At 70.5% G+C, this 26,154-nt stretch carries 28 protein-coding genes; 21 read left to right on the top strand and 7 right to left on the bottom strand.

What is annotated here, in order from left to right; all coding sequences use genetic code 11:
* Positions 1–2: 2 nt before the first annotated feature.
* Entirely contained in the window at positions 3–719 is a 717-nt protein-coding gene (locus ACFQUZ_RS17230) for an MIP/aquaporin family protein (RefSeq protein ID WP_377443259.1), read from the bottom strand.
* A 312-nt stretch (positions 720–1,031) separates the two neighbouring features.
* On the opposite strand from ACFQUZ_RS17230, the gene ACFQUZ_RS17225 reads away from it, so the two are divergent.
* The 10 genes from ACFQUZ_RS17225 (at position 1,032) to ACFQUZ_RS17180 (ending at position 10,577) form a co-directional block, all read left to right on the top strand.
* Positions 1,032–1,319 carry a HesB/IscA family protein gene (locus ACFQUZ_RS17225; RefSeq protein WP_377443257.1) on the top strand — a complete coding sequence of 96 codons (288 nt, stop codon included), beginning with the start codon at positions 1,032–1,034 and terminating at the stop codon, positions 1,317–1,319.
* Between the two features lie 99 nt (positions 1,320–1,418).
* Positions 1,419–2,012 carry a pentapeptide repeat-containing protein gene (locus tag ACFQUZ_RS17220; RefSeq protein ID WP_377443255.1) on the top strand — a complete coding sequence of 198 codons (594 nt, stop codon included), beginning with the start codon at positions 1,419–1,421 and terminating at the stop codon, positions 2,010–2,012.
* Between the two features lie 279 nt (positions 2,013–2,291).
* On the top strand, positions 2,292–2,861 hold the full coding sequence (locus ACFQUZ_RS17215) for a helix-turn-helix domain-containing protein (protein ID WP_377443253.1): 570 nt from the start codon (positions 2,292–2,294) through the stop codon (positions 2,859–2,861).
* Positions 2,862–2,937: 76 nt separating this feature from the next.
* The gene (locus ACFQUZ_RS17210; protein WP_377443425.1) at positions 2,938–4,482 is read left to right on the top strand and encodes an ABC transporter substrate-binding protein; all 1,545 of its coding nucleotides are present in this window, start codon (positions 2,938–2,940) and stop codon (positions 4,480–4,482) included.
* 13 nt (positions 4,483–4,495) lie between these two features.
* A complete protein-coding gene (locus ACFQUZ_RS17205) occupies positions 4,496–5,440 on the top strand; it encodes an ABC transporter permease (RefSeq protein ID WP_377443251.1) in 945 nt (314 codons plus the stop codon).
* Entirely contained in the window at positions 5,437–6,366 is a 930-nt protein-coding gene (locus ACFQUZ_RS17200; protein WP_377443249.1) for an ABC transporter permease, read from the top strand. Before ACFQUZ_RS17205 ends, ACFQUZ_RS17200 begins: the two co-directional genes overlap by 4 nt.
* The gene (locus ACFQUZ_RS17195) at positions 6,363–7,340 is read left to right on the top strand and encodes an ABC transporter ATP-binding protein (RefSeq protein ID WP_377443247.1); all 978 of its coding nucleotides are present in this window, start codon (positions 6,363–6,365) and stop codon (positions 7,338–7,340) included. Before ACFQUZ_RS17200 ends, ACFQUZ_RS17195 begins: the two co-directional genes overlap by 4 nt.
* Positions 7,341–7,447: 107 nt before the next feature.
* On the top strand, positions 7,448–8,422 hold the full coding sequence (locus ACFQUZ_RS17190; protein WP_377443423.1) for an ABC transporter ATP-binding protein: 975 nt from the start codon (positions 7,448–7,450) through the stop codon (positions 8,420–8,422).
* A 51-nt stretch (positions 8,423–8,473) separates the two neighbouring features.
* A complete protein-coding gene (locus ACFQUZ_RS17185; protein ID WP_377443245.1) occupies positions 8,474–9,394 on the top strand; it encodes an ADP-ribosylglycohydrolase family protein in 921 nt (306 codons plus the stop codon).
* Positions 9,395–9,401: 7 nt separating this feature from the next.
* Entirely contained in the window at positions 9,402–10,577 is a 1,176-nt protein-coding gene (locus ACFQUZ_RS17180) for a hypothetical protein (protein ID WP_377443243.1), read from the top strand.
* On the opposite strand, the gene ACFQUZ_RS17175 is transcribed toward ACFQUZ_RS17180, so the two are convergent.
* On the bottom strand, positions 10,555–10,974 hold the full coding sequence (locus tag ACFQUZ_RS17175) for a RidA family protein (protein ID WP_377443241.1): 420 nt from the start codon (positions 10,972–10,974) through the stop codon (positions 10,555–10,557). The genes ACFQUZ_RS17180 and ACFQUZ_RS17175 overlap by 23 nt on opposite strands.
* Before the next feature lie 85 nt (positions 10,975–11,059).
* Positions 11,060–11,869 (bottom strand): NAD(P)-dependent oxidoreductase, encoded by an 810-nt coding sequence (locus tag ACFQUZ_RS17170; RefSeq protein WP_377443239.1) that lies wholly within the window; start codon positions 11,867–11,869, stop codon positions 11,060–11,062.
* 81 nt (positions 11,870–11,950) lie between these two features.
* On the opposite strand from ACFQUZ_RS17170, the gene ACFQUZ_RS17165 reads away from it, so the two are divergent.
* From ACFQUZ_RS17165 to ACFQUZ_RS17150, 4 genes are all read left to right on the top strand, one after another.
* Positions 11,951–12,865 carry a LysR family transcriptional regulator gene (locus ACFQUZ_RS17165; RefSeq protein ID WP_377443237.1) on the top strand — a complete coding sequence of 305 codons (915 nt, stop codon included), beginning with the start codon at positions 11,951–11,953 and terminating at the stop codon, positions 12,863–12,865.
* Between the two features lie 57 nt (positions 12,866–12,922).
* A complete protein-coding gene (locus ACFQUZ_RS17160; protein WP_377443235.1) occupies positions 12,923–13,759 on the top strand; it encodes an endonuclease/exonuclease/phosphatase family protein in 837 nt (278 codons plus the stop codon).
* Between the two features lie 148 nt (positions 13,760–13,907).
* Positions 13,908–14,537, top strand: coding sequence for a hypothetical protein (locus ACFQUZ_RS17155; RefSeq protein ID WP_377443233.1), 630 nt, complete (start codon positions 13,908–13,910; stop codon positions 14,535–14,537).
* Positions 14,538–14,867: 330 nt separating this feature from the next.
* Positions 14,868–15,260: a cupin domain-containing protein gene (locus tag ACFQUZ_RS17150; RefSeq protein ID WP_377443231.1), complete on the top strand. Its 393-nt coding sequence runs from the start codon at positions 14,868–14,870 to the stop codon at positions 15,258–15,260.
* 37 nt (positions 15,261–15,297) lie between these two features.
* On the opposite strand, the gene ACFQUZ_RS17145 is transcribed toward ACFQUZ_RS17150, so the two are convergent.
* Positions 15,298–16,281 carry a DNA polymerase ligase N-terminal domain-containing protein gene (locus tag ACFQUZ_RS17145; RefSeq protein ID WP_377443229.1) on the bottom strand — a complete coding sequence of 328 codons (984 nt, stop codon included), beginning with the start codon at positions 16,279–16,281 and terminating at the stop codon, positions 15,298–15,300.
* A 184-nt stretch (positions 16,282–16,465) separates the two neighbouring features.
* Here ACFQUZ_RS17145 and ACFQUZ_RS17140 point away from each other — a divergent pair, with 184 nt between their 5' ends.
* From ACFQUZ_RS17140 to ACFQUZ_RS17130, 3 genes are read left to right on the top strand one after another with little or no spacing between them, the layout of a single operon-like run.
* A complete protein-coding gene (locus tag ACFQUZ_RS17140) occupies positions 16,466–17,236 on the top strand; it encodes an aldo/keto reductase (protein ID WP_377443227.1) in 771 nt (256 codons plus the stop codon).
* Complete coding sequence (locus tag ACFQUZ_RS17135; protein ID WP_377443225.1) at positions 17,229–17,408, top strand: hypothetical protein; 180 nt, start codon at positions 17,229–17,231, stop codon at positions 17,406–17,408. The genes ACFQUZ_RS17140 and ACFQUZ_RS17135 overlap by 8 nt, the downstream gene beginning before the upstream one ends.
* The gene (locus ACFQUZ_RS17130) at positions 17,386–17,715 is read left to right on the top strand and encodes a hypothetical protein (RefSeq protein WP_377443223.1); all 330 of its coding nucleotides are present in this window, start codon (positions 17,386–17,388) and stop codon (positions 17,713–17,715) included. Before ACFQUZ_RS17135 ends, ACFQUZ_RS17130 begins: the two co-directional genes overlap by 23 nt.
* A 33-nt stretch (positions 17,716–17,748) precedes the next feature.
* Here ACFQUZ_RS17130 and ACFQUZ_RS17125 read toward each other — a convergent pair whose 3' ends face one another.
* The gene (locus ACFQUZ_RS17125; protein WP_377443221.1) at positions 17,749–18,222 is read right to left on the bottom strand and encodes a VOC family protein; all 474 of its coding nucleotides are present in this window, start codon (positions 18,220–18,222) and stop codon (positions 17,749–17,751) included.
* A gap of 100 nt (positions 18,223–18,322) precedes the next feature.
* Here ACFQUZ_RS17125 and ACFQUZ_RS17120 point away from each other — a divergent pair, with 100 nt between their 5' ends.
* Positions 18,323–19,288, top strand: coding sequence for a helix-turn-helix transcriptional regulator (locus ACFQUZ_RS17120; RefSeq protein ID WP_377443219.1), 966 nt, complete (start codon positions 18,323–18,325; stop codon positions 19,286–19,288).
* 168 nt (positions 19,289–19,456) lie between these two features.
* Here ACFQUZ_RS17120 and ACFQUZ_RS17115 read toward each other — a convergent pair whose 3' ends face one another.
* On the bottom strand, positions 19,457–20,497 hold the full coding sequence (locus ACFQUZ_RS17115; protein WP_377443217.1) for a TetR/AcrR family transcriptional regulator C-terminal domain-containing protein: 1,041 nt from the start codon (positions 20,495–20,497) through the stop codon (positions 19,457–19,459).
* A gap of 144 nt (positions 20,498–20,641) precedes the next feature.
* Here ACFQUZ_RS17115 and ACFQUZ_RS17110 point away from each other — a divergent pair, with 144 nt between their 5' ends.
* Complete coding sequence (locus ACFQUZ_RS17110) at positions 20,642–21,754, top strand: FAD-dependent monooxygenase (protein ID WP_377443215.1); 1,113 nt, start codon at positions 20,642–20,644, stop codon at positions 21,752–21,754.
* A gap of 6 nt (positions 21,755–21,760) precedes the next feature.
* Here the strand turns inward: ACFQUZ_RS17110 and ACFQUZ_RS17105 are convergent, their stop codons facing one another.
* Positions 21,761–22,657: a helix-turn-helix domain-containing protein gene (locus ACFQUZ_RS17105; RefSeq protein WP_377443212.1), complete on the bottom strand. Its 897-nt coding sequence runs from the start codon at positions 22,655–22,657 to the stop codon at positions 21,761–21,763.
* Positions 22,658–22,996: 339 nt separating this feature from the next.
* On the opposite strand from ACFQUZ_RS17105, the gene ACFQUZ_RS17100 reads away from it, so the two are divergent.
* The gene (locus ACFQUZ_RS17100) at positions 22,997–24,103 is read left to right on the top strand and encodes an FAD-dependent monooxygenase (protein WP_377443210.1); all 1,107 of its coding nucleotides are present in this window, start codon (positions 22,997–22,999) and stop codon (positions 24,101–24,103) included.
* 132 nt (positions 24,104–24,235) lie between these two features.
* Positions 24,236–25,984 carry a cytochrome c oxidase subunit I gene (ctaD, locus tag ACFQUZ_RS17095; RefSeq protein ID WP_377443208.1) on the top strand — a complete coding sequence of 583 codons (1,749 nt, stop codon included), beginning with the start codon at positions 24,236–24,238 and terminating at the stop codon, positions 25,982–25,984.
* The last annotated feature ends 170 nt before the right edge of the window (positions 25,985–26,154 follow it).

The following is a 26,154-nucleotide window of genomic DNA, read 5'->3' as shown; positions in this document are numbered from 1 at the left end:
GGTCACGCGGTGGGGTGGGGACCGTCGGGGTGTGGGCCGTGCCGGGTCGGCATGCCCTTGAGCACCAGCGGGGCCACCAGCGCCGCGAGCAGACCGCCGAGCAGTGGGAAGAGGATGAACAGCCAGAGCTGGGAGAGGGCCTTGCCGCCCTCGAAGATCGCCGGACCGAACGACCGGGCCGGGTTGACGGAGGTGCCGTCCAGGGTGATTCCTACCAGGTGCACCACGGCGAGTGCGATGCCCACCACGAGGCCGACGAAGCCCGCGTACTCCGTGCGACTTGTCACCACCAGCACCACGAGGACGAACAGGAAGGTGAGGATCGTCTCCAGCACCATCGCGCCGCCCATGTTGATGTTCGTCCCGTACGAGTTGGTGCCCAGCGCCCCGGTCTGGTCCACCACGTCACCCCAGTTCACCAGCCCCCAGAGGATGAACGACGCGACAAGTGAGCCGAGGAACTGGGCGATCCAGTACGCGATCGCGCCCTGAATGGTGATCTTGCCGCTGAGGAGTACGCCCAGGGTGACGGCCGGGTTGAGATGGCTTCCGGAGAGCGGAAAGAGCGTGTAGGCCAGCACGAGCATGATGAAGCCGAAGCTCAGAGCGACGACCACCACACCGCCCTCGACCAGGGCGGCGATGGCGCTGCCGACGCCGAAGAAGACCAGCAGCAGGGTGCCGAGGAACTCCGCGGCGTACCGGTTGGGGCTCTCCATGACGACCTCCTGGCGTCACACTAGGTGACGTCGGGGCCGTAACCAGGAAAAACACCGGATATTGCGAGGTGGTGTGCGGGCGCGGGTGGCGGCCATGGCGCGCGGCCCTGCCGGCCCGATTTGACGCATCCGGCGGCAGCGGGCATGGTGGGTTGCGAACGGCCGTTGATTTGCCCATTTCGATAACGAACGATCTTGCCCCTTTCCGGGCGCGGTGCGCGCCTGATGCCGGGCATTTCCCCGTGTGCTCGCCGAGGGCTACCGCAGCCCGTGCCGGGTGACCGTGAACGAGAACCCCCACGAGGAGACTTCATGCTTACGCTGACCGACAACGCCGTGCTGGTGATTCGTGATCTGACCACCCAGCAGCAGGTGCCGGACGGCGCCGGCCTGCGGATCGCCACCGACCAGCAGGCAGGCGCACTCACCCTGGCCCTCGCCGAGCAACCGGCCCAGGGCGACCAGGTGGTGGACAACTCCGGCGCCCGGATCTTCCTTGACCCCGACGCTGCCCAACTGCTCGATGACAAGGCCCTCGACGCGGCGGTTGACGAGCAGGGTGCCGTCCAGTTCGGCTTCGCCGAGCAGCCCCAGGCCTGACCGCGCGGACAGGCGAGCAAACTCGTCCGCCCGGTCTCCCCGGTTCCGGGGAGACCGGGCGGACGTATGTTGTCACCGGCTGCCGGTAGCGTGACGCGGGTGGCCGACGTGATCGACGGTGAGACATTCCGCGACCTGGACTGGTACGGCGAGGAGCTGGCGGACCGGGCGTACGCGAACTGCGAATTCCAGCGCGTTGACCTGAGCGAGGCCGATCTCCGCAGTTGCACCTTCACCGACTGCACCTTCGGCAACGTCACGTTCAACGCCTCCCGGCACACCGACTCGGCGTTCCTGCGCTGCACCTTCACTCGATGTAACCTCTTCGACGCCGAGTTCGCCGGGTGCAAGTTGACCGGCAGCGCGTTCGTCGACTGCGATGCGCGCCCGCTGCGGATCACCGGCGGCGACTGGTCGTTCGTCACGTTGTCCGGCGCTGACCTGCGCGGCGTCAGCATCCAGGCGGTGCGGATGCGGGAGGTCGACCTCAGCGGCGTCAACTGCTCCGAAGCGTCCCTCGTGGACGTGGACCTGTCCGGCGCCGTGCTGCGCGGGACCAACCTGTCGGGGTGTGACCTGCGGGGGAGTGACCTGAGCGCGCTCGACGCGCGCGCCGCCACGATCACTGGCGCGCGGATCAACCCCGAGCAGGCCGTGGTGCTCGCCCAGACGCTCGGATTCACTGTGGGTTGAGTCGCCGGCGGGTTCTCGCGACCAGTCGTCGCGCGCGCCGTGCAACTGGTGCCTGGGCAGAGGCGAAACGGGCAGTCAGGGCGGCGAACCCGGCTGAATCAGGGTGAATCTCGCATAGTCCGGCTAGTGGTCGATTCGAGGTCGTCGCCGCCGAACGCGTGTGCCGACCAGCCGGTTCTGCTGCTAGCTTCCTCGCGCCGACTTCGACATAGTGAAGCCGGACGTGGTGCTGGCGGACGATGTAAGGCGGGAGATCATGCGGACCTCGGCTGGCGTGCGGTGACGGCGACCGCCTCGGACTTCGATCTGGCCGCCCTCGGCGCGGCGGTCCGGACCGCCCGTCGCGCCCGCGGCATGACCGTGGAGGTGCTCGCCCGGGCCGCGAACGTCAGCGCCGGCCTGATCAGCCAGGTGGAACGCGGACAGGGCAATCCGTCGTTCCTGACGCTGCGCAAGCTGGCCGAAGCGCTCGGGCTGCCGGTGGCGCACTTCGTCCAGGGGCCGCCCAGCAGCGGCATGGTGGTCCGGGCCGGGCAGCGCAAGCGGTTGCACCTGCCGGAGGGGGATCTGGTCTACGAGTTGCTGACCCCTGGATTGCAGGGCAAGCTCGAAGTCCTGCGGACCCAGGTGCCGCCCGGCTGGACGAACCGGGCGAAACCGTTCCTGCACGACGGGGAGGAGTGCGTGCACCTCCTGTCGGGCCGGATCGACGTGGTGGTCGGCGGCGACCGGTACACGCTCGACGAGGGCGACTCGATCACGTACGAGGCGTCCCGGCCGCACTGGTACGCCAACCGGTCGACCGAGCCGGCGATCATCCTCGGGGTGGTCACGCCGCCATCCTTCTGATCTCGATCGGTTGACATCCACCCTGGTGGCGAGCATGATTCATCTTCATTATCTTGAAGGCCGAGGGGGGACAGTGCTGACGACGACGAGACACCGGTTGGCTGGCGCCGCGCTGGCGCTGACTCTCGGGGTGCTGGCCGGATGCAGCGGTGGCGAAAGCGTCGACGTCGACGGCGAGGGGGCGAACGGCGGCGGTGCCGGCGGAACCCTCAACGCCGCCATCGGCGGCGAGCCGGACCAACTCGACCCGCACAAGACCTCGGCCTACTACAGCTTCCAGGTGCTGGAGAACGTCTTCGACACGCTTGTCGAGCCGGACGCCAACCTGGAGATGAAGCCGTCCCTGGCCACCAAGTGGACCACCAGCGACGACCAGCTCACCTGGACCTTCACCCTGCGCGACGGGCTCACGTTCTCCGACGGCTCGCCGCTGACGTCCAAGGACGTGAAGTACTCGTACGACCGGATCATCAACGAGAAGCTGAACAACGCGTACAAGTTCGGCACTGTGAAGTCCGTGACCGCGCCCGACCCGGCCACCGTGGTCGTCGAGCTCTCCGCCCCGACCCCGAACCTGCTGGCCAACCTCGGCGGCTTCAAGGGCGTCGCGATCGTGCAGCAGGCCAACGTGGAGTCCAACGACATCACCACCAAGCCGGTCGGCAGCGGGCCGTTCCAGGTGGCGAGCTACACCTCCGGCGACAGCATCAAGCTGACCCGCAACGACAACTACTGGGGCGAGAAGCCGAAACTGTCCGGCGTCACCTTCAGCTTCGTGAAGGACCCGACGGTGGCCCTGCAGAACCTGCAGAGCGGGCAGGTGCAGTGGACCGACAACCTGCCGCCGCAACAGGTGCCCGCCCTCAGCGAGAGCGATGACATCACCGTCCAGCGGGTGCCCTCCAGCGACTACTGGTACCTGGCACTCAACCAGGCACGCAAGCCGTACAGCGACGTGAACGTGCGGCGGGCGATCGCCTTCGCGCTGGACCGGGAGGCGATCACCAAGGCCGCGAAGTTCGGGCTCGCCACGGTGAACCAGACCGCGATCCCGCGCAGCAGCGAAACCTGGTACTACGACTACGCGCCCTACAACCGCAATCTCGACCAGGCCAGGCAGTTGCTCGGCCAGGCCGGTGTCAGCGGGCTGACAATGGATCTCATGGTCACCAGCGAGTACCCGGAGACCGTCACCGCCGCCCAGGTGATCGCCGCTCAGCTCAAGGAGATCGGCATCACCGTCAACATCCGTACGCTGGACTTCGCGCAGTGGCTCGACGAGCAGGGCAAGGGCAACTTCGACGCCTTCATGCTCGGCTGGCTCGGCAACGTCGACCCGGACGAGTTCTACTACGCCCAGCACCACAGCAAGGGCACCTTCAACTTCCACAAGTACGCCAACCCCGCCGTGGACAAGCTGCTCGACCAGGCCCGCACGCAGACGGACCAGGGAGCCCGCAAGCAGCTCTACGACCAGGCGGCCAAGCAGATCGTCGACGACGCCAGCTACATCTACCTCTACAACCCGGACGTGGTGCAGGGCTGGTCGCCGAAGGTTTCCGGATACGAGGCCCGTACCGACCGGGCGATCCGGTTCCGCGACGTCGGCCTCGCCGGGTGAGCTGACGTACGACATGGGGCGGTTCATCCTGCGCCGGCTGCTCCAGTCGGCCGTGGTCCTGCTCGGCGTGACGCTTGTCGTGTTCCTGCTGCTGCAGCTGGTGCCGGGCGACCCGGTCCGGGTCGCCCTCGGCACCCGCTTCGACCCGGACACCTACCAGGCGCTACGCGACCGCGCCGGGTTGAACGACCCGATCCCCGTGCAGTACGTCAACTACGTGGGCAATGCCCTCACCGGTGATCTCGGCGTCAGCTTCCGCAGCGGGCAGCCGGTCAGCAGCATCGTGCTCGACCGGTTGCCGGCCACCTTGTCCCTCGCCTTCACCGCCCTCCTGCTCGCCGTGCTGATCGCCCTGCCGCTGGGCGTGCTCTCGGCCGTCCGCAGCGGTTCGGTGTTCGACCACGCGGCGCGGGTGTTCAGCCAGTTCGGGGTCTCGGTCCCCGACTTCTGGATGGGCATTCTCGGCATCCTGCTCTTCGCCGGGGTGCTGGGCTGGTTGCCCCCGTCCGGATACGTGGCGCTGACCGAGGACCCCGGGCGCTGGGCGTCCCACGTCCTGCTGCCGGCGGCCACCATCGGACTCGTCACCGCGTCGATCCTCACCCGGTTCATCCGCTCCTCGGTGCTGGAGGTGCTGGCCGAGGACTACGTCCGGACCGCCGAGGCGAAGGGGCTGCGGGCCCGGATCGTGGTGCTGCGGCATGTGCTGCGAAACGCCCTGATCCCGGTGGTCACCGTGGTGGCGGTGCAACTCGCCAGCATGCTCGGTGGCGTCATCGTCATCGAGGTGCTGTTCGCCTGGCCCGGCATCGGCCGGCTCACCTACGACGCCGTCCAGGCCCGGGACTATCCGGTCCTGCAGGGCGCGGTGCTCCTGGTGGCCGCCCTGTTCCTGCTCGTGAACCTGCTTGTCGACATCCTCTACGCCCGGCTCGACCCGCGGATCTCAGTGCGATGAGCGGGGGTGACGACAGCACCGTGGGGCAGGATCACGACGCCGCCGTGCGTCCGGGTCACGACAGCACCGCGCGCCGTGTGCTGTCCGCGCTGCGACACGATCCGCCGGCGGTCGTCGGCACCGTCGTCCTGGTCGTCCTCCTGGTGGTGGGCGTGGCCGGGCAGTGGCTGGCCCCGTACGGGATCAACGACGTGAACGTGGACCAGATGCTGCGGCCACCCACCTGGTCCCATCCCTTCGGCACCGACGAACTGGGCCGGGACGTGCTGAGCCGGGTCCTCGTCGCGGCCCGCGTGTCGCTACAGGTCGGCGTGGTCAGCGTCGGCATCGCCCTCGTCGTCGGGGTCTTCCTCGGCCTGGTCGCGGGTTACTACCGCGGCTGGGTCGACAACGTCCTGATGCGCTGCATGGACGTGCTGTTCGCCTTCCCGGTGCTGCTGCTCGCGGTGGCCATCGTCGCCGTCCTCGGACCGGGCCTGTCCACCGCGATGGTCGCCATCGGGGTCGTGTACACGCCGATCTTCGCCCGGGTCACCCGCGCCAGCGTGCTCTCCGTCCGCGAGCAGGTGTTCGTCCGGGCGGCGGTTTCCATCGGTACGTCCGACCTGCGCATCATGCGCCGTCACGTGCTGCCGAACATCACCGCGCCGCTCATCGTCCAGACCTCGCTGTCCCTGGCGTTCGCCATCCTGTCCGAGGCGGCGCTGTCCTTCCTCGGGCTGGGCATCCAGCCACCCGACCCGTCCTGGGGACGGATGTTGTTCGACGGACGCGGCTTCGTCACCGACGCCTGGTGGCTCGGGGTGTTCCCGGGCGCGGCGATCTTCCTCACCGTTCTCGCCTTCAACCTGGTCGGTGACGCGCTGCGGGACGTGCTGGACCCGCGGCAGCTCACCGTCAGCGAAGCGCGCCGGAGCACCACATGACGACCGAACCCGTGCTGTCCATCGAGGACCTCACCGTTACCCTCGGCACCCGCCGGGGACCGGCCCGCGCGGTGGCTGGCGTCGACTGGTCGGTGGGTCGGGGCGAGACCTTCGCCCTGGTGGGTGAGTCCGGCAGCGGCAAGAGCATGAGCGTGCTGGCCGCCACCGGGTTGGCTCCCCGTTCCGCCAGCATCACGGGCCGGGTGCGCCTGCTCGGCGAGGACCTGACCGCGATGCCGGCCGACCGTCGCCGCCGGATGCGCGGCCGGCACATCGGCTTCGTGTTCCAGGACCCGATGACCTCGCTCAATCCCGTGCTCACGGTGGGCCGGCAGGTCGCCGAAGCCGGCGAGGAACACCTCGGGCTCAGCCGGGCGCAGGCCCGGGAACGCGCCGTCGAACTGCTGGACCTGGTGGGCATTCCGTCGGCGCGGCAGCGGATCGACGCGTACCCGCACCAGTTCTCCGGCGGGATGCGGCAGCGGGTGGTGATCGCGATGGCGCTGGCCTGCGAACCGGATCTGCTGATCGCCGACGAACCGACCACCGCGCTCGACGTCACCACCCAGGCGCAGATCATCGAACTCGTCGCCGACCTGCAACGGCGGCTCGGCACGGCGGTCGTCTGGATCACCCACGATCTCGGCGTGGTGGCCGGGATCGCGGACACCGTCGCCGTCATGTACGGCGGACGGATCGTGGAGCAGGGGCAGGTGGACGACGTGTTCGCCAGCCCTGCCCACCCGTACACCCGGGCCCTGCTCGCCGCCCGCCCCGACCCGGCACATGCCGGCGGTGATCTGCCCGCGATTCCCGGTGCCCCGCCGAGCCCGCTCGACCTGCCCGCCGGCTGCGCCTTCTGGCCCCGCTGCCCGGTCCGCGGCGACGCCCGCTGCGAAACCGAGCTGCCTCCGCTCACCGAGGTGGGCCCGGGTCACCGGGTCCGCACCTTCTATCCGGGGAGGACGGCGTGACGGGCGAGGACCGGGGAACGGGTTCGGCCACCACGGGCGAGGACCGCGAGACGGGTTCGGCCGGCACGGGGTCGGCCGCTCCGGACGTCGTCGCCGAACTCGACGACCTGAAGGTGTGGTTTCCCGGGCGCGGTGGCGCGGTGCGCGCGGTGGACGGAGTGTCGCTGCGGATCCACCGGGGGGAGACGCTCGGGCTGGTCGGCGAGTCCGGCAGTGGCAAGTCCACGACCGGCCTGGCGCTGCTGCGGTTGGTGGATCCGACGTCGGGGCGGATCAGGGTGGCCGGCGAGGACGTTACCGGCTGGTCCCGGCGCCGGCTGCGCGGTTTGCGGCGCCGGGTCGCCATGGTGTTCCAGGATCCGCACGCCTCCCTCGACCCGCGCCGGACGGTGGCCGCCAGCATCGCCGAACCCCTTGTCGTGCACGGGCTCGCCGAGCGCGGCGCCGCCCGCCGGCGCCGGGTCCAGGAACTGCTGGACATGGTCGGACTACGCCCCGATCTGGCGGACCGGCACCCGCACGAGCTGTCCGGCGGCCAACGGCAGCGGGTCGGCATCGCGCGCGCCCTGGCCGGCGAGCCGGACCTGATCGTCCTGGACGAGCCGATCGCCTCCCTCGACCTCAGCGTGCAGGCGCAGATCATGAACCTGCTGCGGCGGCTCCAGCGGGACCTCGGGCTCACCTACCTGTTCATCGCCCACGACCTGGCGGCGGTGGAGCACATGAGCGACCGCGTCGCCGTGATGTACCTCGGTCGGATCGTGGAGACCGGTTCGCCGGCCCATATCTACCAGCGACCCGCCCACCCCTACACGGCGGCCCTGCTGTCCGCGGTGCCGGTGGCCGACCCGCGGGTCGAGCGGCAGCGCCAGCGCATCATCCTCACCGGCGACATCCCCAGTCCGGTCGACCCGCCGAGCGGCTGCCGGTTCCGTACCCGGTGCCCGCAGGCCCAACCGGACTGTGCCGAGACCGATCCGGTGCTGGCCGAGGCTCCGGGGCAGTCCGACGCGCCGGCCGGTGAGGAGCAGCGGGCGGCATGCCTGTACGCCGTCGACGCGGTCCACCGGATGCGCGCCTAGGACCTAGGGTCCTGGCCTGCCAGCGGCACCGGGTGGCAGGATGGGTGCCACATGACCAATCTTGACTTCTGTTTCGACAGCCTGGACGGGTTGTCGGTGGGCGACAGTCTGGGCGCCCAGTTCTTCGTACCGGGCAACTCGTTCGCGGACCTCGCCGCCGGACGGCTGCCTCCCGGGCCCTGGCCGTGGACCGACGACACCGAGATGGCCTGTTCCGTCGTCGCCGAGTTGCGGCACGGTGGGCCGATCGATCAGGACCGGCTGGCCGCCGCCTTCGCCGAACGGTTCGAGCCATACCGGGGGTACGGCGGTGGTGCCGTCGTCATCCTGCGGCAGATCCGTGCAGGGGTGGCCTGGTCGGAGGCTTCCCGGGCCGCCTTCGGCGGGCAGGGCTCGATGGGAAACGGCGCCGCGATGCGGGTGGCCCCACTCGGGGCGTACCACTGTGGTGATTCTCGTGCGGCGGCGCTGGAGGCGATGCGGTCGGCGCAGGTCACCCACGCCCACGCCGAGGCCGTGCTGGGGGCCGTCGCCGTGGCTGTCGCCGCGGCCGAGGCCGGCTGGGCCCGCCACACGCGCGACCGACCCGAGCCGGGCGTCTTCCTCGACCTGGTGCTGCCGTACCTGGTCGACAGCCGGGTGCGGACCGGGGTCGAGCGCGCCCACCGGCTGCTCGGCGCGAGCGTGGCGGAGGCGGCCTACGAGTTGGGCAACGGTTCCCAGGTGTTGGCGCAGGACACCGTGCCGTTCGCGCTCTGGGCGGCGGCCACGTTCCTCGACGACTATTCCTCGTCGATCAGCGCCTGCGTGGAGGCGGGTGGGGATGTCGACACCACGGCCGCCATCGTCGGCGGCATCGTCGGGGCGTACACCGGACCCGCCGGAATCCCCGCTGGCTGGCTGGACAGCCGGGAGCCGCTGCCGGACTTCGCCCACCGCCCCTTCCCGGTAGCCGGCGCAGCTGGCGGATGATGGCGCGGTGACGGGGGACGAGGCCCGGCCGGACCGAGGCGACATCATCGAGATCGGTGGACCGATCCGGGAGGACGGCACGCCCCGACGGCGGCGACCGCCCTGGTTGCTCTGGCTGCCGCTGGTGCTGCTGGCCGGCATCGGGTTGGCCGTGTACGCACGCACCGACGGCGGGCCGGAGCGACCGGTAACCACCCCGTCCGCCACCGGCTCCCCCGCGGTCCCAGGGGCGTCCACGGCCCCGACCGGGACCGCGCCGGTGGTCACCGAGGTGGGTCGCCCGCTGCTCGGGATCACCGACGGCTACGAGCTGTACGGCCGGGGGCCCGACTCGGTGGTCCGGATCGAGTTCGCCAAGGGCCGGGTGACGGTCACCCCGGTGCCGACGCTGGCCAGCAGCGGTGCGGTGAACTTCCTGGTGGGTCCGGATCTGGTGGTGATCCGGCCGCGCGACGCGGTGCCGGGTTACGTGGTCCCGGACGGCAAGCCGGCGGAACGGGCCCGCGAAGACTTCAACCGCAGCGGCCCGATGCTGCCTGGTCCCGACCCCGGGTCGGTGTGGGTGACTGCCGACGACGTCCGCGGTGCGATGCTCCTGGTTCGGTTCGACGGCAAGCACACGGGGGTCGCGGTCGCGGCCCCGCCCGGCACCGGCGGCTTCGCGGAACCGGACGGCGCGGGCTATCCGTCCATCGCCACCACCGGCGGCGTCTACAGCCTGCGGCCCGACGGGGTACGCCGGATGACCACCGGCGAGTTGCTGGCCGTCGGGCCGACCCACTGGCTGGCCCGGGAGTGTGACGAGCGGCTGCGTTGCGGCGGGGTCCTGATCGAGCAGCGCGGCGGCGCCCGCCGGCCGGTCCGGTTGCCGGCCGGCGGGGTCGGCATGTCCGGCGGTGTGGTGTCGGGTGACGCCGCCCGGGCGGCGCTGCTGGTCGCCGGCCCTGGCGGGTCGCCCCGGGTCCACCTGCTCGATCTGCGCTCCGGAGCCGACCGCCCGGTGGATCTGCCGGTGGACGCCAGCCTCAACCCGCTGGCCTGGTCGCCGGACGGCCGGTGGCTGTTCGCCGCCGGGCTCGACGGCCAACTGCACACCGTCGACCCGGCGACCGCCGAGGTGCGGGACCTCGGGGTGCGGCTGCCGCAGATCGGTCAGGTGGTCATCCGACCGGCCGCCCGGTGACCGCGGTGATCTCCACCTCGATCACCGCGTCCGGCAGGAACAGCTTGTTCACCTCGACCGTCGTGCTGGTCGGTGGGGGACCGGTGAAGTACCGGCGGCGCACCGCCGCGTAGCCGGCCAGGTCGCCCGCCAGGTCGGTCATGAAGGTGCGGATGTTGACCACGTCGGCGAATGTGGCGCCGTGGGCGGCGAGGATCCCCTCGATCAGCTTGAAGATCCGTTCGGACTGGGCGGTGATGTCGCCGGGCTCCACGATCGCGCCGGAGTCGTCGCAGCCGACCTGGCCGGAGAGCACCAGCAGCGCGGCGTCTCCGCCGAGGTCGACGCGGGCGACGTGGGAGAAGCGGTCGCCGAACGGCGCGGCGACGGCGGCGGGATTGTCCAGGGTGACGGACACGGAAGATCCTTTCGTGGGTTTCACGGGCCGTGGGTCGCTGGTTTCACTGACGAGGAGCGGAGAGTCGCCTCGCGGAGATGTCGTTTCACGGAACGAGAGCGGAGATGTCGGCGGTCGGGTCCGGGGCGTCGCGCAGCATCCCGGCCGCCGCCCACGCCACCGGCGTGGCCGCCTGACCGACCTCGGCCAGGGCCAGGTCGAGATCCTTGGCCGCGAGGGCGAGGGAGAACGACGCTCCGGTCATCCGGACGCGCTGGACCGCACCGCCCAGCGGGCCGGCGTCGAGGTGGCCGAGCGCGACGTCCCGGTCGAGGCCCACCGCGTCGGCGACGGCCAGCACGTCGGCCACCGCCGCCACCCCGGTGACCAGGGCGGTGTTCAGCACCAGTTTGAGCGCGCTCCCGGCACCCAGCGGGCCGCACGGGACGATCGTGCCGAGGGCGGTCAGCGCCGGCCTGGCCCGCTCGACAGCCGGGTCGGCACCTGCGGCGAGCACCCGCAGCGTGCCGGCCTCGGCGGCTCCGACGCTGCCGGCGACCGGCGCGTCGACCAGGTGGATCCCGGCTGGCAGCCGGGCCGCCACGTCGCTTACCTGCGCCGGGCCGATGGTGGACATCTGCATCAGGCAGGCTCCGGGGGAGAGGGCCGTCGCCGCGCCGTCGACACCGAACAGTGCCGCGTCGACGGCGATCGCGTCGCTCAGCATGGTGATGACGAATTCGGCGTCCCGGACCGCGTCGGCAGGTGCGGTGACCGCTCGTACGCCGGCATCGGTGAGGGCGGCGGCGCGGGAGGCGGTCCGGTTCCACGCCACGACTGAGTGGCCGGTGGTGGCCAGCCGGCGGGCCATCGCGGCGCCCATGTTTCCGGTCCCGAGGACCGCGATTGTCGTCATGCCGGACACGGTAGGCAGCGCCATGTCATGCGACCAACGAATGTGCCGCATGGTATCCATGCGTTGATAGCATGCCGTGGCATGCAGACGGAACTGCTTGAGGTGTTCCGCACTGTCGCCCGGCACGGATCCATCACCGCCGCGGCGCAGGAGCTGGCCTACACCCAGTCGGCCGTGTCCCGGCAGATCGCCACCCTGGAGGCGGAGGCCGGTGCGCGGCTGCTCGACCGGCTGCCGCGCGGCGTCGCGCTCACCGAGGAGGGGCGCTGCCTGTTGCCGCACGCCGAAGCGGTGCTGGACCGGCTCACCGCGGCACGCCGCGAGCTGGCAGCGGTCCGTGGCCTGACCGGTGGCCGGCTCCGGGTGGGCGCCTTCCCGACGTCGGTGGCGGCGCTGGTGCCCCGGGCGCTGGCCGCGTTCCGCGACGCGTACCCGAAGGTGGAGCTGTCTCTGGTCGAGGGCCGCACCCCCGCCCTGGTGGAGCGGCTGTGGGCGGGCGACGCGGACGTGGCGGTGGTCAGCGCCGCCCCCGACCAGCACCTGGACACCGCCCGGGTGGACCTGGAGCACCTGCTCGACGAGCGGCTGCTGGTCGCCGTGCCGCGCACCCACCGGCTGGCCCGAAGGCGCACCGTGCGGCTCACCGAACTGGCCGACGACGCGTTCATCGCCGGCTCGGCCACCACCGAGGAAACGCTGCTGCGGGCCAGCCTGCGGCCCGGTTTCCGGCCCCGGGTCGACATTGTCGCGGCTGAGTGGACCGGCAAGCTCGGTTGCGTGGCGGCCGGGCTGGGCGTCGCGCTGCTGCCGGCGCTCGCGGTCCGGGCCACTCCCACCGACATCAGCCTGCTGCGGTTGCATCCGGACGACGCGTCGGTACGCCGGATCTTCGCGGCCACGCCCGCCGGGCGCGGCCGGCCGGCGGCGGTCGACGCGTTCGTCCATCACCTGCACGAGATCGCCGGGCAGCTTGGCCGGCCGGCGCCGGTCCGATGATTCGTGCCACCGTCGCTCGGCGGGCGCCGCTGGATCGGCGACGGTAGCGTCAGCCGGATGCGCGTTGTGACGTGGAACGTCTGGTGGCGGTTCGGACCGCGGTGGCGGGACCGGCAGCCGGGCATCGCGGCGGTCTTGGCCGGTCTGCGTCCCGACGTGGTCGGACTCCAGGAGTCGTGGGCGACCGACCGGACGTCCCAGGCCGCCGAGCTGGGTGGCCGGCTGGGCCTGCACGCCGCGTTCTCGGGTCCGTCGCTGCCCCCGGTGCCCGTCCCACCCGAGCACCCGGAGCAGGCCGGCGTTGAGCTGGGGCTCGGCCTGCTCAGCCGCTGGCCCATCGACCGGGTAAGCGAACATCGGCTGCCCGCCACGCACCGCGAGCCGCCGGTGGCCATGGTGGCCACCCTCGCGCACCCGGACGGGCCGCTGCACGTGGTTGTCTCCTGTGTGGAGTGGGAGCCGGAGTACGCGGCCGACCAGCTCGCCCAGACCGAGGCCCTGGCGGCGCTGGCCACCGATCCGGCGCTGGACGGTCCGCTGCCCGTGCTGTTGCTCGCCGACCTGAACGCCCCGCCGGGTGTCGCCCAGGCGCGCCCGCTCTTCACCTCCATGATCGACACCTGGGTCGCCGGGAGCGGCGATCCCGGGGCCGTCACGCTCAGCTCGACCCATCCGTCCGCACCGGTGGAGGCGCGCCACCTGATCGACCGGCGGATCGACTACGTGTTGGCCCGGCCCGGGCGCCCGGGTACCCGGGTGCCGGTGCGCCAGGCGTTCGTCGCCGGTGACGGGCTCGTCGACGGGGTGCACCCGTCGGATCACTACGCGGTGGTGGCCGACCTCGACCTCGACCTCGACCTCGATCTCGATCGGCGTATCGATCCGTCATGGTGAATATCATCTCATATTGACCGATCTAGGGCTGATGCGTTCCTCGTACTGATTGATGGCCATAGTGTGCGGTTCGCCGGTCTGCCGGCCGCCCGAGGACCCGCGCGGCTCGGGCGGCCGGTCGGCCTCCCATCACCAGACGGAGGACGTCATGAAGAACCGCACCAGGGTCATCGGCGCGCTCGCCGCCGCCGCGACCGTGAGCACGCTCGTCGCCTCGGGGATCACCGGCGCTCCCGCCGCCGCCGACAACCGGCGCGGCTTCTCCTTCACCATGGTCCGTGCACAGGGCGCGGAGGCGGCCGACTGCCTGCGTGACGCGCACGCGTCCGTACGGATCTATCCGAAGCGCTTCAACGAGGTGATGACCATCCGGGCGGAGGGACTGCCACCCGATACCAACTTCGACCTGTTCATCCTGCAGTTGCCCAATTTCCCGTTCGGGGTGTCGTGGTACCAGAGCGACATGCGATCCAACCGGTACGGCGTGGCGTGGATAACCGTGGTCGGGCGGTTCAACGTGGAGACCTTCTCCCTCGCCCCCGCGCCCGGCCCGGCTCCCACCCCGCATCCGGAGGATGACGACGCCACCAACCCGGCGTTCGGGCCGATCCACATGCACCACGTCGGGTTCTGGTTCAACTCGCCGGAGGAGGCGGTGGCGGCCGGTTGCCCGGGCGCGCAGACGCCGTTCAACGGGGACCACACGGCCGGCGTACAGGCCATGAGCACGCGTAACTACCCCGACCTGGAGGGTCCGCTCGGACAACTCGTCCCCTGAGTCCGCGTTTGATCAAGAGGTTCGCGTCAGGATCTGCCCGGATCCTGACGCGAACCTCTTGATCGACCTGGATAGCGGCGGCTCAGGAACGGGCGGGCCGGGACACAGAGCGCGCGGCGCCGCCGTCAGGCGTCGCCGCGCTCTGGCCGTCTCCCACCGACGCAGCCGTTGCGGCAGTACACCAGCGGGGACCTGGCTCGGCCGGAGGTTCAACCGGCTCCACCCTTCCGACCAGCACCGATGTCCCCCGCCACGAACCGGTTCAAACCTGCTCGTGCCAGATGTCCCGGCCACGCGTCGAGTGGGCTCAACCGGGGTACCTCGCGAGGCATGGAGCACTACACGATCGCCACCGTCGCCGAAACGAGTCCGGACTTCCGGCGGGTCCTGTGGACCGGGGAGCACACCCAGCTGGTCATCATGACCATCCCGCCGGGTGGGGAGATCGGCGAAGAGGTGCACGAGGACACCGACCAGATTCTCACCTTCGTCAGCGGCACCGCCGAGGCGCGGGTGGCCGGCGAGAAGCGGGCGGTCGCCGCCGGTGACCTCGTCGTCGTCCCGGCCGGCACCAAGCACAACTTCGTCAACACCGGTCCCAACCCGCTGGTGCTCTACACCGTCTACGGGCCGCCCGAGCACGCCGACCAGGCGGTGCACGCCACCAAGGAGGAGGCCGACCGGCTGGAGGCCGCCGGCCAGGACGAACCCCCGGCCTCGTGACCGCCGAGCGGACGGGTGGGCGGCACCCACCCGTCCGCTAACTCCTGATCAGCAGCCAGTTCGGGGACCGGTGGCCGGCCTCGTAGCGACTGTCCCGGCGCTTGGCCACCAACCCGCCCAGCCCCTGCTCCCGGCTCGCGTCCAACGCGTACCGGCCGCCACCGGGGAAGAACGGCGGCGTCTGCCAGGCCGGCCCCGCCAGGCCCAGGCCGTCGAGCAACTCCCGCCGTTGGGCGTACGTCAATTCGACGCTTGGCGCGCCCTCCAGCCAGAGCAGATCCACAAGCAGGTACTGCGTGGCGTCGTCGAAGTCGACAAGCACGCCGTCGAGGACCGCCTCGGTCGGCGCCAACTCCTCGGCGAGCGCCCGCAGCTGCCGGTGTTCCCCGGTCAGGTCCGTCCCGTCCGCACCCACCAGCCGGAGCCGGCCGCCGTCCACGTAACCGATCGCGCGCCGCCCGGACCACCACATCTCGTACGCCCACTCGGTGTCGTCGGTGGGCAGGTCGTCGGCGGTCGTGGGCAGCATCGGGGAGATCCGCCCCGGCATCGGGCTCCAGCCGGCCGGTGGGGGATCCATCCGGCGGATCATCCAGTCCTTGCCGCCGGTGGCGAAGAGAACGTAGCGACCCGACACCCGGCGCCCGCTCAGGGTCACCATCACCTCGTCGTCGGTCCACTTCTCGCAGGTGTACCGGCCCCGGTCGAAGATGTTCATCCGGCCGCCGCCGTACTCACCGGCGGGGATGACGCCGGCGAAGTCGAGGTACTCCATGGGATGGTCCTCGGTGTGCACGGCCAGATGGTTGCGACCCTGATCGCGTGGCAGCCCCCGGGGAACCGCCCAGGAGACCAGCACGCCGTCACGTTCCAGCCGCAGGTCCCAGTGCAGTCGACGGGCGTGGTGCTGCTGGATGACGAAGCGGTCGTCGCGGCCCCGCCGGGGTGGTCGGGCGGGCACCGGCTCCGGGGTCCGCGTGGCGTCCCGCTTGCGGCGGTAATCCTGCAACCTGTCGGCCATGCCCGTATTGTCATCGGTCGCGGGCCGGGCCGCATCCATGCCGGCCGGGGCCGCGTCCGGGTAGCGGGGCCGCGACCGCGTGTGGCCGGGCCGCGTCCGGGTGGCCGGGCCTCCCCGTTGTCGACGGGCCCGGAGGTCGGCGGGCGGCCCGTCCGCTACGGAATCGACGAGAAGGGGCACTTCCTTGGGACAGCCAACCATCGACCTGCCGGGTGACGTCCGACTGCCGCTGGTCGGCTTCGGCACCTGGCAGCTCAGCGGCGAGAGCTGCTATCAGGCGGTGCGGACCGCCCTGGAGGCCGGCTACCGACACCTCGACACCGCCACCATGTACGGCAACGAGCGGGAGGTCGGACGGGCGATCAAGGACAGCGGAGTGCCGCGCGAGGAAATCTTCGTCACCACCAAGCTGCCCGCCGAGCGGGCGGGCCGGGAGCGGCAGACGCTGGACGCCAGCCTCGCCGCTCTGGGCACCGAGTATGTCGACCTGTGGCTCATCCACTGGCCGCCCGGCGGTCCCGGGGTGGAGACGTGGCGGCAGTTCCTCGCCGCTCGGGACGCCGGACTGGTGCGGGCCGTCGGGGTCAGCAACTACGACGCCGACCTGATCGACGCGCTGACCGACGCGACCGGGGAGCTGCCGGCGGTCAACCAGATCCGGTGGAGCCCGACCCTGTACGACGCTTTGATCGTCACCGAGCACCAGGAGCGCGGCGTGGTGCTGGAGGGTTACAGCCCGTTCAGGGCCAGTGACCTACGGCACCCGGTGCTGACGGGGATCGCCGAGACCCACGGGGTGAGCCCGGCCCAGGTGGTGCTGCGCTGGCACGTCGAGCACGGGTTCGTCGTCATCCCCAAGTCGGCCACCCCGGAGCGGATCCGATCCAACTTCGACGTCTTCGGCTTCTCGCTGAGCCCCGACGAGGTGAGTCAGCTAGACGCCATCGGTGGATAGGGGTATCGACGAGCGGCAGTCGACGGTGGCGCAGCAGGTGCAGGGCGCGGTCGCTTACCTGTTCGCCGAGTTTCACCGCACCGGCTCCGCGGTGGGCGTGATGCGGGCCTTCGCCGACACCGGCAGGTTGTTCCCGCAGCGTGCCTGGGGTGGGGCGTGGGCCGGGATTTAGGACCACCACGAGGGGGTACCTGACCTGGGCGCAGTACCTGGACATCGAGGCGAAGCTGGCAGCCAACAACACCCGCGAGCGGGCGCGGCCGGTGCGGGAGGGCACCGCGTTGGGTCAGGGCATCATCTTCTGCGGCGTGTGTGGTGGCCGGGTCGGCACCCGATACGACCGGCGGGACCGCAAGGTCACTTACAGCTGCCAGGTCAAGGACCACCGGCAAGGGCAAGCCCTTCACCGCCCTCGAGGCGGACACAATCGGCGGCACGTCGTGACGCAGCAGGGCAGCGACATGGCCGTGCACCGGTGAGCAGCGATGCCCCAGCCGGGTGGTGCGAGGGCGTCAGCGGTCGGGGAAGAACTCGGCACCCTGGACGTACTCCATCGCCTTGACGAACTCGGGATCGTTGAGCCGCTGATTCATCTCGTCCTCGGTCGGCTCCGCCACCCGCTGGTGGATCCACCACAGGTGCCCGACCGGGTCGCGGAAACGGCTGACCCGGTCGCCCCAGAACAGCTCGGTCGGTTTGGTGACAACAGTCGCGCCGCGTTCGACGGCTCGACGCAGCACCTCGCCGTCGTCGGCGACGTACAGGCGCAGGAAGGCCGGTGTCTGCGGCCAGTCCGGCTTGTCGAACATCATGACGACCGAGTCCCCAATACGGACCTCGGCATGGCCGATCACCCCGCCAACGTCCACACGAGCCAGTTCGGTGGCGTCGAAGACACCCACCACGAAGTCGATCAACTGTGCCGTGTTTCCCGGGGAGATCATCCACGGGGTCACGGTGTGGTAGCCATCGGGAACAACCTTCATCGCTCATCTCCTTTCGGTGCACCGTCCGCGCACCGTCAGAGACCACGCTAGAGCTGATGTAGGTCGGTATCGGTCCTACATCGCGAGGCACCATGGAAGTGTGAGTGACACCTCCGCCCGCCTGCTGCGACTGCTCTCCCTACTCCAGACGCCCCGGGAATGGCCGGGCAGCGAACTCGCCGAACGGCTCCAGGTCAGCCCACGCACCGTACGCCGCGACATCGATCGGCTTCGTGACCTCGGCTATCCGGTCCAAGCCACCATGGGCGCCCACGGCGGGTACCGGCTCGTGGCGGGCAAGGCGATGCCGCCGCTGCTGCTGAACGATGAAGGGGCTGTGGCCATCGCCGTCGGTCTGCGCACGGCGGCGCGGCAGCCGGTCACCGGCATCGCCGAGGCGTCCCTGCGAGCTCTGGTCAAGCTGCAGCAGGTGCTGCCGCCACGGCTGGGCCGCCGCGTCAGCGCCCTCACCTCGACCACACTGCCGACGCTCCCCGCGGCGGCCCCACTGGTCGCCCACACACAGCTGACCGTCCTCGCCGCCGCGGCCACAGCCAACGAACGGGTCCGGTTCGACTACCGCAACCATCACGCAGTCGCCACCCGGCGGCTCGTCGAACCACACCGGCTGGTCGTCGTCGGCCGTCGCTGGTATCTGCTCGCCTACGACAACGAGCGCGCCGACTGGCGAACCTTTCGCATCGACCGCATCGAAAATACCCAGCCCACCGGGACACGGGTACCGCCACGCCAACCACCAGCCGACGACCCAGCGGCGTTCGTAACCACCCAGCTCTACGACTTGGCTCCGGTCTTCCGGGCAGTGGTGACGCTCGCCTTGCCGACCTCGCAGGCAGCTACCCGACTGGGTGACTACGTCGGCGAACTGCAGCCCGTCAACGGCGAATCCTGTCGGTGGCACAGCCCGGAGGACACCGTCGACTGGCTCGCCGTCCGGCTGACCCTGCTCGGCTGCGACTTCACCGTCCACGAGCCAGTCGAACTGATCGACCACATGCGCCAGCTCGGCACCCGCATCACCCGGGCCGTGACACCCGACACCTGAGACGGCCAGCTGGATAGCACCGAATTGACCGGTACGCTTCCGATACCCGCAGCGGCCCGCCGGAACATCTGGCACCGCGGCCCCACCGCCCAGGAAACGCAGAGCACCACACCCGAACACCAACCACAGAGAAGGCAGGATGAAGCGCCCGTCGGGAACTGCCGCCGATCACGGGCATGCCGTTGCGGGCGGTAAGGCTGACGCCTGCTGCGCCACACCGTCCAACAGGGCCCGCAGGCCCAGTTCGAAGAGCCGGTCGAGGTCGAGGTCGTAGCCGTCCGGGCCGAGGTCGGACATCAACCGGGTGAACGCCGGGGACAGGCCGGATGTCGCGATCCGGTCCAGGTCAGGAGCGTTCTTCGCGATGTACTCATCGCCGGAGAGCCCCGACCTGGCCTGGGCGTCGATCTCCCACTCCAGGTGCACCGCCAGGCCCTGGACGTAGCTGTAGATCAGCACTTGCAGGTCGAGCCGGGCGACCGGGGCGAACCCGAGTTCCTGTAACGGACCCAGGATCTGCTCGCCGTGCATGAGGAGGTTGGTCAGCGGTAGTGGCCGGGTGAGCGGACCGATCTGAGCGAGCCAGGGGTGCTTGCGGTGCAGCGTCCACATGGTGCGGGCGGCACGCTCGATCCGAGCGCGCCAGCCGGTCGGATGTGGCGGCGGATATCCCTGCTCGCCAAAGGCCGCGTCGGCCATCAGCAGAACGAGATCTTCCTTGCTCGCGACGTGCCGGTACGTCGACATGGTGGCGATGTCGAGCCGGGTGGCGACGCCGCGCATGGAGAGGGCCGTGAGGCCCTCGGCATCGGCAATCTCGATCGCCGCGCGTACCACCCGGTCCCGGGTGAGGTCGGTCTCGACATCCGGCGGACGGCCGGGACGTCGGGCTGGTGCGCGGCCGGGCCGCGCGGGGTGGCCAGCCTCCTCGGTTCGGCCGGCGCGGCGGGGGCCCGGGCTCGTATCCCGCGGAACGGGCTTGCCTGCGCGGTCGGCGACGACCGTGCCGACCCGCGGCCGGGCACGCAGGTAGCCTTCCTCGCGCAGGGTGGCCATCGCCCTGGTGGCCGTCGCCAGGGCGACCCCCCAATCCCGTGCGACGCGTCGGACCGAGGGTGCCCGGTCGCCGGGGGCCAGTTCGCCGGCCAGGATCTGGCGCCGAAGCTCGGCGACGATGCGTCGGTACGGCGGGTCGGTAGGGCCGGTCATCCGCTCTTCCCTCCGGGCTTCTGTCCTAGCACAGACAACTCTAACGGCACCTTGCTGTCCTAGTACACGACGCGCCATCTATTTGAGATAGTCGTGTGTACGCCGTACTTTGAACAACGAGCGTACAAAGTACGGGAGGATCCGATGAGGACGGTGTTGATTTCCGGGGGCAGCGTGGCCGGTCCGGCGTTGGCCTGGTGGCTGCGGCGGCACGGCTTCGCCCCGACAGTGGTTGAGCGGGCCCCGGCGCCACGGCAGGGCGGGCAGACGATCGACGTCCGGGGCGCGGCGCTGGACGTGGTCGAACGGATGGGGTGGCTCGACCGGCTGCGGCGGATGCGGACCCGGACGCGGGGGATGTCGATGCTGGACGGCCAGGGCAACGAGCTGATGCGCTCCACCGAACACGCCCTGAGCAGCGGCCGGCTGGATTCCGAGGATATCGAGGTGCTGCGTGAGGACCTGACCGCGCTGCTCCACACCGGCACCCGGGACGACGTCGAGTATCTGTTCGGTGACTCAGTCACCGTGATCGAGCAGACGGACCACGAGGTGCGAGTGGAGTTCGAACGGGCCGTTCCGCGCGCCTTCGACCTCGTGGTCGGTGCCGACGGGTTGCACTCGACGGTGCGCCGGCTGGTATTCGGACCGGAGACCGAGTTCGTGCGCCACCTCGGCACCTACCTGTCCGTCTTCAGCGCGGACAACTTCCTGGAGTTGGACAACTGGCAGATCTGGTTCCAGGAGGGGGACCTCGGTGGCGCCGTCCTGCCGGTCCGCGACAACACCGAGCTGCGGGTCAATCTGGGCTTCGCGGCCGGGCGGCTGGACTACGACTACCGGGACGTCGACGCCCAGCGCCGCATGGTGGCAGACCGGCTGGGCGGGCTGGGTTGGGAAGTGCCCCGACTGGTCGCCGACATGTGGCAGGCACCCGACTTCTATTTCGACGCCATGGCCCAGGTGCGGATGCCCACCTGGTCCAACGGCCGGGTGACGTTGCTCGGCGACGCTGCCTACTGTCCGTCGCCGCTGTCCGGGCAGGGGACCAGCCTGGCCCTCGTCGGTGCGTACGTGCTGGCCGCCGAATTGGCCGTGACTGGAGGGGACCACCGACGGGCCTTCGCCGCATACGAGCATCGGATGCGTCCCTTCGTGGCGGCCAACCAGGCACTGGCCACCGAGAACCAGGGCGGCCCACCCAGTCCGGAGTCGATGGACCGGGCGAAATCAGCCATCACGCTGGATCAGAGGTAATCGCGCTCAGCCGTACTCCTTGGCGGCGGCGCGCAACACCGCGCGGGAGGCGGTTTCGTCGAGGGCGACGGCGCCGAGGCCGTCCCAGGCGGTGTCGTACGCCTCGATGTCAGCGGGTTTGTCGAGGTAGGACGCGGCGGTGAGGCCCTCGTGGTAGACGGTGGGTGGTTCGGCCTCGCCGCCGGGTCCGCCCGGTCCGCCGGTGAAGGTGAGGATCGTGAAGGTGCCGCCGGCGGAGGTGGCCGGGTGCAGCCCGGCGTCCAGTGGCAGCACCCGGATGGAGACGTTGGGGCGTTCGGCGAGGGCGACCACGCGATGGATCTGTTCGGCCATGGCGGCGCGGTCGTGCAGCGGGCGGCGCAGCACGGGCTCGCTGAGCACCACCTCCAGCTGGGGCGGTGGCGGGTCCTGCCGGGACAGGGCGGCCTGGCGTTGGGCGCTGACCGCGAGCATCCGGCGGACCGTCTGGTCGGTCAGGTCGGTCTGGGCGGTGCGGATGACCTCCTCGGCGTACGCGGCGGTGCGCAGCAGGCCGGGGACGACTTCGGGGGCGTAGGTGCGCAGCCGGGTGGCGGCGGCCTCCAGGCCGACGTAGAGCTCGAACCAGCCGGGGACGACGTCGGCGTAGGCGTGCCACCAGCCGCGGGCCCGGGTCTGCTTGGCCAGGGACATGAGCTCCTCGGTCACCCCGGCTGGCGCGGAATAGACCCGGCACATGGCCTCCACGTCGAGGGAGCGCATGGAGACCATGCCACCCTCGATGCGCCACAGTTTCGGCGTGGACCACTCCAGGGCGTCGGCGGCGGCCTTGACCGTGATCCCCGCCTCCTCCCGCAGTTGCCGGAGCCGACGGCCGAGCTGGCGGCGTGGCACGGTCGAGCCGGCATCGGTGAGCGTCGGCATCTCGCCACCCCCGCAAAAGATGAGTAACTGATTGCTCTCGCTATGTAACCGCACTTCTCGTCACCGATCAATGGATGTTTGCGGGGATGAATGTCCACAGTGAAGCGGGGTGATTCATCTCCGTGGTCAGGTCCTCGGTCCGCCGGGTCACCGGGCGGCGCCGAGGATCCTCCCGGATGGACTGTCGAGGTCCGCTGATCGCTGATCTGACCTGCCCAAACGGCTCGCCCGAGGGGTACCGGCGGATCCTTGCTCGCGCTCAGGGCTACCAACCGCGCGGTAGCTGAGGGTAGTGTCTTGCCTCCAACGGGTACGGCATTCGCGAAAGGCGTCGCCCCGATGATCGAGTCCTCCCTGCGCGTCCTCATCGTCGGAGCGGGTATCGCCGGCCTGGCGGTCGCCCGGGCGCTCCGGCTCGCCGGGCTCAAACCGGAGGTCGTCGAGCGGCAACCCGGGCCGGGGGCCGCCGAGGAGGGCATCTACCTCCCCGGCAACGCCGCTCGGGCGCTGCGCGAACTCGACCTGGAGGCGCCACTGCGGCCGTACGGGCAGGTGATCGAGCGACAGCGGTTCCTCGACGCGTGTGGCGGGCGGCTGTGCGAGGTCGATCTCACCCGGCTCTGGGCGGGCGTCGGGGAGTGCCGTGCCCTACCCCGTTCCGACCTGCACCGGGTCCTGCTGTCCGGGGCCGGCGGCGCCGTCCGTTTCGACACCGAGGTGTACGCCCTGCGGCCCGCCGCGTCGTCCGTCACCGTCACCTTCGCGGACGGCCGGGAAGGCCGGTACGACCTTGTTGTCGGGGCGGACGGCCAACGCTCCACGGTCCGGGCGCTGGCCGGCGTCGGTGGGCCGCCGCGGCCGACCGGGTTGGTCGCGTACCGCGGGGTGGTGATCGGCGGTCCGCCGCTGCGCGACTGGACGGTGCTGCTCGGCCAGCGGTCCGGCTTCCTCGTCATGCCGATGGGCGGCGGGCGGCTGTACTGCTACGCCGACGAGGCGTCGACCCGGCTCCCCGCCGATCCGCGGGCCCGGCTGCGGGAGCTGTTCGCCGGGTACGGCGGACCGGTGCCCGAGGTGCTGGACGCCGTCGACCGGGTGCACGCCGCCGTCATCGAGGAACTCGACCCGGGGTGCTGGTCCCCCGGCCGGGTGGTGCTGGTGGGGGACGCGGCCCACGCCTGCGCGCCGAGCCTGTGCCAGGGCGCGGCGATGGCCGTCGAGGACGCGGTGGTGCTGGCCCGGGCGTTGACCGCCGCCGGCACGGTCGAGGAGGGGCTGGCGGCGTACGAGAGCCGCCGACGGCCCCGGACCACCTGGGTGCGCAACCGGACCCACGACCGGGACCGGACCCGGGACGTGCCGCCGGCCCTGCGCGACCCGCTGCTGCGCGGCCGGGGCGGCCGGATCTTCGAGGAGCACTACCGGCTGCTTGTCGAACCGGCCTGAGCCCGGAATACGTTCCGCCGGTCGCGGAGCCACCCGGCGACGTGCGGTCCGGCCGCGCGGACTATTCTGCCTCGGAGGTACGCCAGCAGCTCCCGGTGTGCCAGTGGGACGAACGAGAACCGGAGGCCACTCGTGACCACCGTCGCACCAAAGCCGATCGTGACCCGGCCGTGGCCGGTCCACAAGCCGGTCAAGGGATCGGCCATCGCGCGGCTGCTGCGTACGACGGACGCGAAGCAAATCGGGATCATGTACATGACCACCGCTTTCGCGTTCTTCATGATCGGCGGGTTCATGGCCCTGCTGATGCGCGCCGAGCTGGCCCGGCCGGGGCTCCAGTTCCTCTCGCCGGAGCAGTACAACCAGCTGTTCACCATGCACGGCACGATCATGCTGTTGTTCTTCGCGACGCCGATCGTGTTCGCCTTCGCGAACTACATCACGCCGATCCAGATCGGCGCCCCGGACGTCTCGTTCCCTCGGTTGAACAGCTTCGCCTACTGGCTGTACCTGTTCGGTGGCTCGATGGCCGTCGCCGGCTTCTTCACCCCCGGTGGCGCCGCCGACTTCGGCTGGTTCGCCTACACGCCGCTGAGCAGCGTCGAGCATTCCCCGGGCGTCGGGGCCAACCTGTGGGTGATGGGCCTGGCGATCTCCGGTCTGGGGACCATCCTCGGCGCCGTCAACATGATCACCACCATCCTCACCCTGCGTGCGCCCGGCATGACGATGTTCCGGATGCCGATCTTCACGTGGAACATCCTGGTCACCAGTCTCCTGGTGATCCTGGTCTTCCCGCTGCTGGCCGCCGCGCTGTTCGCGCTCGCCGCGGACCGCCTCCTCGGCGCCCACGTGTTCGACCCGGCCACCGGCGGTCCGATGCTCTGGCAGCACCTGTTCTGGTTCTTCGGCCACCCCGAGGTCTACATCGTCGCGCTGCCGTTCTTCGGCATCATCACCGAGGTCATCCCGGTCTTCTCCCGCAAGCCGATCTTCGGCTACAAGGGGCTCGTGGGCGCCACCATCGCCATCGCCGCCCTGTCGATGAGCGTCTGGGCGCACCACATGTTCGCCACGGGCCAGGTGCTGCTGCCGTTCTTCTCGTTCCTCAGCTACCTGATCGCCGTGCCGACCGGCATGAAGTTCTTCAACTGGATCGGCACCATGTGGCGCGGCCAGATCAGCTTCGAGACCCCGATGCTGTGGTCCATCGGCTTCCTGGTGACGTTCCTGTTCGGCGGCCTGACCGGGGTGCTGCTGGCCAGCCCGCCGGTGGACTTCCACGTCTCCGACACCTACTTCGTGGTGGCACACTTCCACTACGTGCTGTTCGGCACCATCGTGTTCGCGGTGTTCGCCGGCATCTACTTCTGGTTCCCGAAGATGACCGGCCGGATGCTCGACGAGCGGCTCGGCAAGGTGCACTTCTGGCTGACCTTCATCGGGTTCCACACCACGTTCCTGGTGCAGCACTGGCTCGGCAACGAGGGCATGCCCCGGCGGTACGCCGACTACCTGCCCGGCGACGGCTTCACCACGCTGAACATGATCTCCACGGTCGGATCGTTCGTCACCGGTATCTCGACCCTGCCGTTCATCTGGAACGTGTGGAAGTCGTACAAGGCCGGTCCGGTGGCCGACATGGCCGACCCGTGGGGCCACGGCAACTCGCTGGAGTGGGCCACGACCTCCCCGCCACCGCTGCGTAACTTCGACCGGATGCCGCGCATCCGCTCGGAGCGGCCGGCCTTCGACATGAAGTTCCCCGAACTGGCCGCCGGCGGTCAGTCCGTGGCCGGACCACCCGAGGGTGGTGCCAAGCCGCTCACCCACGAGTCCGACGGTGGCGCCAGGTACGAGGAGAGCGACTCCCGCCAGTAGCATGACCGCACGTTTCTCACGGGCGCCGTACCCACCTCGGGGTGCGGCGCCCGTCGCCGTTCGCTCCGAACCTGGCGCCGTAGAGCCCGAGCCAGTCCGCCCGGCATTCGGCGGATCGTGGATTCCTGGTGCCCCTGGAGGGGCACCAGGAATCCACGATCTACGTCCCG

Origin of the sequence: Plantactinospora sp. GCM10030261 (assembly GCF_042666615.1) — a bacterium.
GTDB lineage: Bacteria > Actinomycetota > Actinomycetes > Mycobacteriales > Micromonosporaceae > KBS50.
The sequence above is the reverse complement of the archived record's forward strand: the minus strand, read 5'-3'. Positions and strand labels throughout refer to the sequence as shown.